Source organism: Acinetobacter sp. YH12043 (assembly GCF_013419915.1).
Classification (GTDB): domain Bacteria; phylum Pseudomonadota; class Gammaproteobacteria; order Pseudomonadales; family Moraxellaceae; genus Acinetobacter.
The window spans coordinates 1-11432 of record NZ_VOZD01000046.1 but is presented as its reverse complement, the minus strand read 5'-3'; the positions used below and the strand labels follow the sequence as shown (position 1 = coordinate 11432).

At 42.4% G+C, this 11432-nt stretch carries 13 protein-coding genes; 3 read left to right on the top strand and 10 right to left on the bottom strand.

Annotated elements, in window-relative coordinates; all coding sequences use genetic code 11:
- Positions 1-287: 287 nt before the first annotated feature.
- The gene (locus FTU01_RS15110) at positions 288-620 is read right to left on the bottom strand and encodes a HopJ type III effector protein (protein ID WP_180139938.1); all 333 of its coding nucleotides are present in this window, start codon (positions 618-620) and stop codon (positions 288-290) included.
- Positions 621-784: 164 nt separating this feature from the next.
- Here FTU01_RS15110 and crcB point away from each other — a divergent pair, with 164 nt between their 5' ends.
- Complete coding sequence (gene crcB / locus FTU01_RS15105) at positions 785-1165, top strand: fluoride efflux transporter CrcB (protein WP_180139935.1); 381 nt, start codon at positions 785-787, stop codon at positions 1163-1165.
- Positions 1166-1241: 76 nt separating this feature from the next.
- On the opposite strand, the gene FTU01_RS15100 is transcribed toward crcB, so the two are convergent.
- A complete protein-coding gene (locus FTU01_RS15100; protein ID WP_004787006.1) occupies positions 1242-1493 on the bottom strand; it encodes a type B 50S ribosomal protein L31 in 252 nt (83 codons plus the stop codon).
- 97 nt (positions 1494-1590) lie between these two features.
- Positions 1591-2889 carry an AarF/ABC1/UbiB kinase family protein gene (locus tag FTU01_RS15095; protein WP_004787005.1) on the bottom strand — a complete coding sequence of 433 codons (1299 nt, stop codon included), beginning with the start codon at positions 2887-2889 and terminating at the stop codon, positions 1591-1593.
- Positions 2890-3177: 288 nt separating this feature from the next.
- Between FTU01_RS15095 and FTU01_RS15090 the strand changes: the two genes are divergently transcribed.
- Positions 3178-3384, top strand: a complete 207-nt coding sequence (locus tag FTU01_RS15090; protein ID WP_034701512.1) for a DUF1737 domain-containing protein — start codon at positions 3178-3180, stop codon at positions 3382-3384.
- 30 nt (positions 3385-3414) lie between these two features.
- Here FTU01_RS15090 and FTU01_RS15085 read toward each other — a convergent pair whose 3' ends face one another.
- Together FTU01_RS15085 and FTU01_RS15080 are read right to left on the bottom strand one after the other, a co-directional pair.
- Entirely contained in the window at positions 3415-4773 is a 1359-nt protein-coding gene (locus FTU01_RS15085; RefSeq protein WP_180139932.1) for an MATE family efflux transporter, read from the bottom strand.
- A 40-nt stretch (positions 4774-4813) separates the two neighbouring features.
- Complete coding sequence (locus FTU01_RS15080) at positions 4814-5272, bottom strand: DMT family transporter (RefSeq protein ID WP_004786999.1); 459 nt, start codon at positions 5270-5272, stop codon at positions 4814-4816.
- A 126-nt stretch (positions 5273-5398) separates the two neighbouring features.
- Between FTU01_RS15080 and hemW the strand changes: the two genes are divergently transcribed.
- The gene (gene hemW / locus FTU01_RS15075; RefSeq protein ID WP_180047847.1) at positions 5399-6553 is read left to right on the top strand and encodes a radical SAM family heme chaperone HemW; all 1155 of its coding nucleotides are present in this window, start codon (positions 5399-5401) and stop codon (positions 6551-6553) included.
- A 104-nt stretch (positions 6554-6657) separates the two neighbouring features.
- Here hemW and FTU01_RS15070 read toward each other — a convergent pair whose 3' ends face one another.
- The 5 genes from FTU01_RS15070 to FTU01_RS15050 all read right to left on the bottom strand — a co-directional run bounded on the left by FTU01_RS15070 (position 6658) and on the right by FTU01_RS15050 (position 11189).
- Positions 6658-6942, bottom strand: a complete 285-nt coding sequence (locus FTU01_RS15070) for a hypothetical protein (RefSeq protein ID WP_159122646.1) — start codon at positions 6940-6942, stop codon at positions 6658-6660.
- A 374-nt stretch (positions 6943-7316) separates the two neighbouring features.
- Complete coding sequence (locus tag FTU01_RS15065) at positions 7317-7526, bottom strand: cold-shock protein (RefSeq protein ID WP_004786992.1); 210 nt, start codon at positions 7524-7526, stop codon at positions 7317-7319.
- Between the two features lie 359 nt (positions 7527-7885).
- Positions 7886-9709 carry an acyl-CoA dehydrogenase C-terminal domain-containing protein gene (locus FTU01_RS15060; RefSeq protein WP_166135889.1) on the bottom strand — a complete coding sequence of 608 codons (1824 nt, stop codon included), beginning with the start codon at positions 9707-9709 and terminating at the stop codon, positions 7886-7888.
- Positions 9710-10095: 386 nt separating this feature from the next.
- Complete coding sequence (gene aroE, locus FTU01_RS15055) at positions 10096-10884, bottom strand: shikimate dehydrogenase (protein ID WP_180052396.1); 789 nt, start codon at positions 10882-10884, stop codon at positions 10096-10098.
- A 98-nt stretch (positions 10885-10982) separates the two neighbouring features.
- Positions 10983-11189: a hypothetical protein gene (locus tag FTU01_RS15050; RefSeq protein ID WP_004786985.1), complete on the bottom strand. Its 207-nt coding sequence runs from the start codon at positions 11187-11189 to the stop codon at positions 10983-10985.
- Positions 11190-11432 lie beyond the last annotated feature (243 nt).

Genomic DNA, 11432 nt, shown 5'->3' with positions numbered 1-11432 from the left:
ACTTTCAACTTTTGCCAGTGTTGATCTGTCAGCATGGTACGAGGCATAGCGAATAGTAAAATTGGGTTTGGCGATTTGATTTTACTACTTCGCTATTTTTTTAAGCTAAAAGTGTCAACACACCCTATTGATATTTAATTTATTTTTAGCCTTATAGTTTTTCATTTTTAAAGTGAACTACTTCTTCCAAAAAATAATTTTAATCTTAAATATGAATGTCATTTTGTTCTGTTATTTTGATATAAAAAACCGCCAGAAATAGGCGGTTTTTTATTTTAAAGACATGCTTATTTGGCAACCAGTGCTTCACTTTCAAAGGCAATGCCATCCCAGCCATTTTGCATGAACTGGCGGATATTCTGGTGATCCGTTGCTTCTGGTGTGGCCAGTACAGCCGCATAGTGTTCTGCAAACAGGCTCAAGGTTTGTGCCTGATCTAGGTCATTCAGTTGGGCAAATGAAAATACTTTGGCACTGCCTTGGTTTTCAGTGGCAGCATTAGCCTGTTGACCATTTTTAAAAGCAGTAGGTGTATGAGCATAGCGCGCATCGATATATGCAATCACATCTGCAAATTTAGCTTCGCCCGCAGCCAATTGAGCCAGTAATTCCTGAGCCATGTGGATTCCCTCTAGACTTAAATCAATTTGAATGGCGTCGAATATACCAATTTTTTGGCAAAGATCCATGTTCATTCTGCAATTTTAGGTGCATGATGTTATTCATTATTCTCGTCCCACATAGTGGCTGACGAAAGTTAAGATCGGATAAGGATGGTGTAGACATGAACTGGCTATTGGTGGCAATGGGCGGTGCGATCGGGGCAACACTGCGTTATGGAACAGGAATGTTAATTGCCAAGCCACAGATGATATTTCCGTGGCCGACCTGGTGGATCAATGTTATAGGCTGCCTGTGTGCCGGGATTTTCTTTGCCTTTAGCCAGAAATACAGTTTCCTGCAAACTGAAGCACGGCTATTTTTGATGGTAGGCATCTTGGGCGGCTTTACGACTTTTTCCAGTTTTGGACTAGAAACCTTTCAGCTGCTTAAGCAGGGTGCAGTCACGATCGCCCTCAGTTATGTGATCTCTAGTGTGATTGTCGGAGTATTGATGCTGGGTGTGGGCTTTTATTTCACCCAGCTGGCTTTAGCGCAGGCATAAAAAAGTCAGGAAATTGGAGGTAATTTCCTGACATAAACCACGATTTAAATTGAGAGAAAAATCGGAGGTTTTAAGTTTAACCACGTTTAAAACGGGCAAAACGTTTGTTAAAGCTCGCTACGCGACCTTCATTACTGGTTTGACGTTGCTCACCGGTATAGAACGGATGTGAAGCACTCGAAATATCTAGGGTGACATAAGGATAGGTCTTACCTTCATATTCCTTGGTCTGGCTAGAAGTCATGGTGCTGCCAATCACGAAGTAGGCATCAGCATTGGTGTCATGAAATAAAACTTCTCGATATTCGGGATGAATGTCTGGACGCATCGTAATATTCCTCTTGTAATTTAAGAGTAATGTTATAATGTAACATTTGATATTTCAAGTGAAGTAGGGTTACAGCTTGTAAGCTTATTACTGTAACCTAACTGCGACTTGGCACAATTTCCTCAAATACATCACTCAAATCATCATGTACTTTCAAATGAATCAGGTTCCAGTATTGTCCGGAAATAGTACGGTTTACCATCAGGGTATCTGGCGAAGGTTTGAATACATCCCAATATTTCAGAGAAGGTTTGAGCAATTCCATTCCATCATGATGTGCTGAGTTTTCAGCAAAATCATAATTGGTAGTTAAAGGACGCATCAGTACTTCTAGCCATTGTTCATACAGATCGGCCGGGAATTTTCCGGTTTCTGTCAGGGTATGCAGGGCATCCAGTTGCTGTTCAATGGTCGAAATATCCTTGTCACGAGCTGCATGGATCAACTCTTTGAAATGAGTAATGATCTCGGTAGAAAGGGTTTTAACACCGCCGTAATCGTAAATAATCACCGAGCCATCTTCACGGAAGGCAAAGTTCCCTGGATGCGGATCACAATGGAAACGTTTCAGATAGAAAATTTCCTGACCAATCGCACGGAATAAACGGCGGCCTAAGGCATTACGGGTTTCTAGTGGCCATTGGCTGGCCGTTTCCATACTTTCACCCTGTTCCAGGCTTAGGGTCAGAATATGGCGGGAAGAATATTCACTAAATACTTTCGGAATCACAATTTGATGATCGAGCGATTCATGAAAGGCACGTGCCACTTCCAGATTCTGAGCTTCAATTTCATAATTGAGTTCATTGTCCAGACTATGCTGGATTTCCTTGAATAGCTGATCCTGCAATTTGCGGTCAATTTTTAGTACACCCATCAAACGCAAGGCCAGACGAACCTGTTTCAGGTCACTTTCACAGGCTTCTTCCACTCCCGGATATTGCACCTTGACCACAACCTGCTGACCATCGGGTAGCGTCGCTTTATGCACCTGTCCGATCGAGGCTGCGGCAAAAGGCTGCTCATCAAACTGCTGGAATAGGTCCTGCAAAGATTTACCTAATTCTTTTTCAACCTGTGACTGAATCTCTTTAAATGGCATCGGTGGAGCCTGACGCTGCAATTTGGAAATGGCTCGAGCAACTTCAGGCGGGAAAATATCTTTATATTGTGAGGCAATCTGGCCGACTTTCATCACCGCACCTTTCATTTCCCCCAAGGTATCAGCAATCTGTACTCCAATATCCTGAAATAATTTACTGCGTGCAGCATTTTTCTGCTCTTCATCCGCAGTTAAATTTTTAATCGAATTGGATAGGGTTTTACTTGCAATACTTGCGGTCATTCCAGCCAATTTCATAAAGCGGCGACCAGGCGTTCGAGCCGTTTTTGCCATGCGAGATTCCTCAAAATCACCATTTTTATGGGTGTATTTGATCATAGGTGACAAACTATAAATTGCCTATATTTAATTGTAGATGTTATGTTGCAAAGCTTCTCAAAGTATTCATATTTACTTGATATTGTTCACTTGATTTATGCAATTTTTAAACCATCTTGGTGTCTGTACGGCAGTTTTTGAATCAATTATTTAATTATTCTGGAGAGAGCAAAGCATGATTTTTAAGTGCCTTTCCATGATGAAAGGCTTAAAATAATGGCATCTCAAGATCAAGAAATTTCAATGAAAGTCTATCGATATTTTACTGGCAAAGATGATGTGAATTTTTGTGCCCGTGTGACCAAGGCACTCAATGAAGGCTATGAACTTTATGGTGCGCCAACCATGACCTTTAATGGAACAGATGTCATTGTCGGGCAAGTGGTGATTAAAGAAGTCGCAGATGAGTCGGAGATTCCACAGGGATTAAAAGATGCACTAAATCAGTAATTCAATGCATCTTGTTAAATAATAAGAGGATTAGGCACGCTGGCTTAAACGTTTGTTATTGCCATAAAGTCGTGCCAGCAATAAAACACAGGCCACGCTCAGACCGACAATCAGTCCGACCCAGACGCCTGCCGCCCCCATATCTCCAAACCGGGACAAATAAACCCCCACCGGGAAGGCAATCACCCAATAGGCAATCATGGTGATCCACATTGGGCCTTTGGTATCCTGCATACCGCGTAAGCAACCTGCAGCACTGATCTGCCAGGCATCCATCAGCTGATAAGCCACTGCAAAGAGCACCAGATAAAGCGCAATCTGGGTCACCATAGGATCAGAGGTATAAAGCGCTACGATTTCACTACGGAACACCCAGAGTAATAACATGATGAGCAGAGCCAAAATCGTCGCGGTCATCAGACCTAAGCCTTGTACTCTACGCATGGCATCCCAGTTCTGTTCACCATAATAAGTTCCCACCCGAATGGTTAGTGCAATGGCGAGAGACATCGGAATCATGAACAGCTGTGAGGTAACAGAAATAGCAATCTGGTGAGCGGCCACAATGGTTTCACCCAATGGGCTCAAGACTATCGCTGCGGTACTAAAAATACTCACTTCAAAGAAAATTGCCAGTCCGATCGGAAAGCCCAGCTTTAAAATCCGTTTCAGCCAATATCCGTTCAGCTTTTCCCAGTGACTAAATGGCTGACTACTTTGATAAACCCGATTTTTAAAAATATACAGCGCCAAGCTGAGTAACATTAACCATTGCAGAATTGCTGTGGCAAAACCACAACCGGCACTGCCCAGTGCCGGAATAGGGCCAACTCCATACATAAAAATGAAGTTAAATGGAACCAAAAGCAGTAGCGCCATGAGGCTAATAGCAGTGACCGGACGTGGATAACCAATGGCTTCAGAATAACCACGTAAAGCTGCATACATGGTCACAGCAGGCATACCAAAGCCGATGGCATGCAGGAACAGGCCAGCTTTAGGTTGCAGGCTTTCTGGTACACCTAGTAAAGGTAAAGTGAGTGGCAAAACTTGCAAAACCAGACCCGCAATCACCCCCAGGATGAATGCGACCCATAATGATTGCCGCGCAATTGTGGCGATTTTTTCAGGTGTACGTGCACCTTTGGCTTCCGCCACTAAAGGTGTAGTGGCGATCATGATACCGCTAAAGAGCAGCATGACTGGAATCCAGAGACCGACACCGACCGCAATCGCTGCCAGGTCGGTCGGTGAGAGGCGTCCGGCCATAATGGTATCAATCAGGCCCAAACCTGCCTGGGAGAATTGTGTGACCAGAATGGGCAACATCAGATGGAACAGCTGTTTTAATTCATAACGACGGGTTGTGGCTGTCAAAACATTCGACACAAAAATTACTCATTAGTGATCATGTGCTTAGAGATAAGGTTTAGCGTTGTAAAGTGAGAAGCACACCAATAAAAATCACCACGCCACCTAAAAGACGTTGCCAGTTCACCGGCATTTTTTCATTGCCCAGCAGACCAAACTGATCGACGATCATGGACATCACCATCTGACCAAAAATAATCATTCCGGTCAGTGTCAGGAAGCCCATTTTAGGTGCAGCATAAATGCTCATGCTGATCGCATAAACACCCAAAAAACCACCTAACCAGAGATACCAGGGAATTGCCATCAGCTCCTGTAAGCCTGGTTTGGGATGTGACTGAAACAGCACGATGCCGGCAAGTACTATTGTACCAATCAAAAAGGAAAAAAATGCAGCTTGAATAGGAGAATATAAATATTCTTTTAATTGGGTATTAATAGCCGTCTGTAAGGTCAGCAAGACCCCGATTGCAAAGACCAAAGGCAATAAAATAAGGAGCTGGGAGGATATTTTCATAATTTTAACTATCTAATTCTATTTAAATTTTTAAGCATTAGGTGATGGCGATTTTAATTTTAGCAGTGTTGTTGCCGAGTCATGTTAAAATTACGCTAGATCTTGTAGTTGTTTTTGAGTAGTTCTTTGGCTGAATTGAATCCTGCACTTATTCCCTTATCCCTGTATATCCATATGCCGTGGTGCGTACGTAAATGTCCGTATTGTGACTTTAACTCGCATGCCGTGCCTGATGGGGAATTGTCTCTCGAGCTGGAGCGGGAATATCTGCATGCGCTGGTAGAGGACTTTAAAACTCAGGTTGATTTTGCCCAAGGCCGTTCGATTCATAGTGTATTTATCGGTGGGGGAACGCCATCACTGATCTCTGCTGCAGGTTATCAGTGGCTGTTTACCGAACTGAAAGCACTGATTCCTTTTGAAGAGAATTGTGAAATCACACTGGAAGCCAATCCAGGTACGGTGGAGCATGATCCATTTGCTGGCTATTTAGCAGCTGGTATTAATCGTCTTTCTATTGGCGTGCAAAGTTTTAATACCGAGCATCTGAAAAAGCTGGGCCGAATCCATAGCAATAAAGATGCGATCTCGGCGATTGGCCTAGCGCGTGACGCAGGGTTTCAGCGGATCAATGTGGATTTGATGCATGGCTTGCCTGAACAGACACTAGAGCAGGCACTCAATGACCTGAAACTGGCAGTCGAGAATGGTGCTACGCATATTTCCTGGTATCAGTTAACTATTGAGCCGAATACTGTGTTTTTCCGTACTCAGCCGATTTTACCGGTCGATGAAGTACTGGAAGAGATTCAGGAACAGGGCGAGGCTTATTTAAAAGCCAATGGCTTTATCAATTATGAAGTCTCTGCCTGGCGTAAAGAATTACCATCGGCACATAACCTGAATTACTGGCAATTTGGTGATTATCTGGCCATTGGAGCAGGGGCGCATGGCAAAGTGACTCAACCGGATGGTGTTTACCGTTTCCAGAAAACCCGTTTGCCCAAAGACTATTTAGCCAAAGTGCCAGCAGAACATTTGCAGTTTAAGCGCATCGAAGCGGCAGATATGCCGTTTGAATTTATGATGAATGCCTTACGTTTAAATGAGGGTGTGGAAGCGAAGCTTTATCTTGAACGAACAGGTTATAGTCTGGATACACTGGATGAATTGCTGACTTCATTGCGCCAACGTCAATTAATGGTAGAAGATGCAGAACGTCTGGCATGTACTGAGCAAGGTCACATCTTTTTAAACTCTGTGCTGGAAGAGTTTCTTTAATTGCCTAATCTATCCGAATAATTAATCCAGTTTAAAAAGAAAAAGCCCGATGAGTTACATCGGGCTTTTTCTTCTCTCTCCACTATGCATTTAAGCCATTCGGATTAACGATACTTAGGTGGCAACTTGTGATGCGGGCCATTGTGATGATTTTTGTTGAAGAAGCCTTTATGGTCTTTCTTGCCAAACTTATCATGACGATCATGCTGGTTAAAATGCGCTTTAGGAGGTGCTTTATGGAAACCCCCTTTATGCGGCATTGGTTTCTTATCAAAATGATGCGCTGCTGGCGTTGGATGACGATGATCCGGTCCAGGAGCTGCCATTACTGACATGGTAGCTGTTGTTGCGATCAAGCCAATCATTAAAGAAGAAACTAATTTTTTCATGATCATACTCATATTTATTCAATGAGTTCATCATAGGAGTCAGTGATGTAGGGAAGATGGAGCCGTAGACAAGACTTTTGTAAATTTCAGGATTTTTTTAATTTTGTATTTAAGTGATTAATAAATAATAATTTTTATTAAATATTCTATATTTTTATGGGCAATTTTTGATTTTAAAATCATCAAAATTCTTCTCAGTTTCTTCATGTTTTAACCTGACTAAAATCAGATGAAGAAATTTAGGACAAGATGATGAATGAAAAGCGAATATTTAATTATCTTTAAAATTTAATTAATTGATCTAGAAACTAAAATTAGCCAATTTAAAGTACAAAAAAGCACTCTAATGAGTGCTTTTTTTCATCTTCGCAATATTAGATTGCAGTGATGTTAGTCGCTGTAGGACCTTTTTGGCCTTGAGCTACGCTGAAAGAAACCTTTTGGCCTTCAGCTAAAGTTTTGAAACCTGAACCTTGGATTTCGCTGAAGTGAGCGAAAACGTCTGGACCATTGTCTTGTTGAATGAAGCCAAAACCTTTAGTTTCGTTGAACCACTTTACTGTACCGGTAACTGTGTTAGACATAATATAACCTATTGAATCTTATGGATTTATAGTCAAAATTTCAGATGACTAGCTGTAACTTTGAAAAATAAAAAGGATGGAGCTTATTGATCTTTAAAACGAAGGTTTATGACTAAAACTGCGATACTTAAAAGAAGACTAACCAAAACAAGAATTTTTCTAGTTATCGCCATCATACCCTGTATTTATAGATATTCAAGTAAATTATATGGATTATTTAATAGACGTCTGAAAATTATAGATATAAATTTGTGTAGTTTGTGTACGCAGCAGATTTTTCTTTGTATCGAGTCATCATTTTGACATATGAAAAAGAGCGCCGTAGCGCTCTTTTTAAAGCTAAAACCTAAACTTTTGACTTAGTAATCAAAGCTGAAGTGTTCTGCTGCCAGTGAAGTCATGGTTTTTGATGGATTCACCATCGCTTCAGCATGGCCTTGGGCACGCGGCAATAAACGCTCAAAGTAGAAATCAGCAGTTTTGATCTTCGCTTTATAGAACTCTGGAACTTCTGCACCATCACCAGCAACCAGTTTCGCTGAAGCCACCGCAGCTTGTTGTGCCCAGAAGTAAGCCATCATCACATAACCCGAGAACATCAGGAAGTCCACAGAAGCAGAGGATACGATGTCACGGTCTTTACGTGCTGCCAGCATGATGCGTACAGTGAGTGCATTCCACTGTGCACATAGCTTGGTCAGGTCCCAGGCAAAACGGCGCATGTATTTATTACGTGCATGCTGACCACAGAATTTCAGAATTTCAGCGGTATAATCACGGATCACTTTACCTTTAGAGGTCAGCAGAACTTTACGACCAATCAGGTCAAGCGCCTGAACGCCAGTCGTTCCTTCGTACAGGGTAGAGATACGTGAATCACGAACGATTTGCTCCATGCCCCATTCTTTGATGTAACCATGACCACCAAATACTTGCATACCGTGGTTCGCTGCTTCATAACCCATTTCAGTCAGGAAGCCTTTCAGAATAGGGGTATAGAAACCTAAGTGATCATCCTGCTGTTCAAATTCAGCAGTATCACCACGCAGCAGAGCATCATTCATGTTATCTGCGATTTGTGCAGCATGATAGATCATGGCACGACCACCTTCAGCAATCGCTTTCTGGGTCAACAGCATACGGCGTACATCAGCATGGTGGATAATCGCATCCGCCACTTTTTCTGGATCTTTTTTACCAGACAGGGCACGCATCGACATACGTTCTTTGGCATATGGCAATGCACCCTGGAACGATAGTTCTGCATGACAGATACCTTGGATTGCGGTACCAATACGCGCGGTATTCATGAAGGTAAACATGGCATGCAAGCCTTTGTTTGGCTCGCCAATTAAATAACCTACTGCATTGTCAAAGTTTAGTACCGCTGTTGCAGAGGCACGGATCCCCATTTTGTGTTCAATCGAACCACAGTTCACCGCATTGCGTTCACCAATACCGCCATCTTCAGTGGCAATAAATTTCGGTACGATGAACAGGGAAATGCCTTTAGTGCCTTGTGGCGCATCTGGAAGACGTGCCAAAACGATGTGCACGATATTTTCAGTTAAATCGTGTTCACCCGCAGAAATGAAGATTTTAGTGCCAGAAATCGCATAAGTACCATCAGCTTGCGGTTCTGCTTTAGTTTTTACCTGACCCAGGTCGGTACCACATTGTGGCTCAGTCAGACACATGGTTCCTGACCAGGTACCTGCAACCAAATGCGGTAGATAGGTGTTTTTCTGCTCGTCAGTACCATACTGGATGATGGTATTGATACAGCCCACGCTCAAACCTGGATACATCTGGAAAGACCAGTTTGCTGTACCCATCATTTCGGATTTGATCAGGTTTAAAGACATCGGCAGGTTTTGACCGCCAAATTCTTCAGGATAAGACAGACCTTGCCAGCCACCTTGCACGAACTGATCATAAGCTTCCTTGAAGCCTTTAGGTGTGCGTACTTCGCCATTTTCAAAATGACAGCCTTCTGCATCGCCGGTCTGGTTCAGTGGAGAAAGTACATTTTCACAGAAATCTGCCGCACCTTCTAGAATCATGTCTACCGTATCTGCATCGGCATATTCGCCATTTGACAGTTTTTGGTAATGTGCAGGGTAATCAAGCACTTCATTCATTAAGAAGCGAATATCACGTAAAGGAGCTTTATATGCTGGCATGCGTTTAATCCTGATTAAAATAGTTTTGGATTATCTGTATCGATTCTATGATTATTCACATTGGGGATAAAAAAACATTGATAAAGACAACAAATAAAAATGTCAGAAAAGCGAATCGAGAAGATCAGACAAGTTTAAAGATTAAATAACGGAACTCTCCATCTTTAAATAAGGCACTTCTATTTAAAAATGCTTATCTGTCTGGACTTTAATCAACATTTAGGGAGATTGTCTAGGGGTATTTTTGTATGAATTGTACACGAATGTTAGGGTCTAATCATTGGATAAATCATGTCATTAAATCCAATTTAATTTTATTATTTTTAATGAAAGGAAAAGAGCGAACGGATTAATGGCTAACCCGTTCATCTCAAAAATATTCAGAATTAAAGAAAATCTTTCAACTCAGGTTTTACTCCGTTCCAGATATAAAAAGATTCAATGGCCTGACCGACTAGCATGCCGAAACCTTCAGAGGTAGGGACGCCACGAGCTTGAGCTTGATCCAGAAAAGTGGACGGTTTGCCATAGGCCATTTCATAGGCATGTTTAAACTGTAGGGCTTCAGGTAGTACCAGCGCATCACCACTAAGACTGGCAGAAGTCGCATTAATTACAATATCAAACTCACCGGCTAAATCAGTTAAGGCAATGGCTTGTAACTCCGCTTGAGGCACAGCGTCTTTTAGATCGGCAACCAGTTGTTCTGCACGTGACAAAGTACGGTTAGCAATAACAATCTTCTTCACACCGGCCTGTACCAATGGATAGATCACGCCGCGGGTCGCGCCACCAGCACCAATAATCAGGATATCGGTATTTTCCAGAGTCCAGTCAAGAGCACGAATAGCCTCGACTAAGCCTTGTCCGTCAGTATTGTCGCCATGCAGGAGACCATCTTTCATCCATAGGGTATTAACGGCTTTGGCGATTTTGGCGCGTTTGGTAAGGACCTGGCACTGGGCAAAGGCCTGTTCTTTGAAGGGCACAGTCACATTCATGCCAAGACCGCCCTGAGCAAAAAATTCCTGAATATTGGCGGTGAAACCATCCAGTGGGGCAAGGCGTTTGATATAGGTCAGATCGACCCCGGTTTTGGCAGCGAAAGCCTGATGCAGTTCAGGAGAGCGTGATTGTTCGATGGGGTTGCCAATAACGGCAAATTGCTTGCTCATTTCACCATGTCCATGTGCGGAAATGGCCATTAATATACGTGAAAATGCAGGAGGGCTAAAGCCTGTCAGCAGTGAAAAGCAGGCTAAAGATTAAAGGTTTAGGAACTGCAAATCTCAATAATATGTTCGACAAATAGCAAGGCCATACTAAATAAGGTTCCGGCAATCGTGAGGACACTCACAGAAATGGCAACTACATCTAAAATCAGGTTATGACTGATAACAGCGGTACTAATCGCACTAATACCAAGCGCCAGAAATAGCCAAAAGGCCAACGTAGCAGGATTAAGGTGAAGCTTAAACATTGTTATTTTTACCTAGCAGAATTTATCTTTATCAGAGTTAAGATCAAGGAGTAGATCCTGAAATATCTTTCTGAGTTGCAGTATAGAGGATTTATCCATTAAAAAAGCCCTCGATCTGAGTAATGCCAGTCAGTTAAGAGATTGACTGGCTTTTTCTTGGGTATTTTTGAGGTTTTCCTTTTACAACCCTTGGATAACTCCTCACTCTTCTCTCAGGTATAACATACCGATTAGATTTCTCCA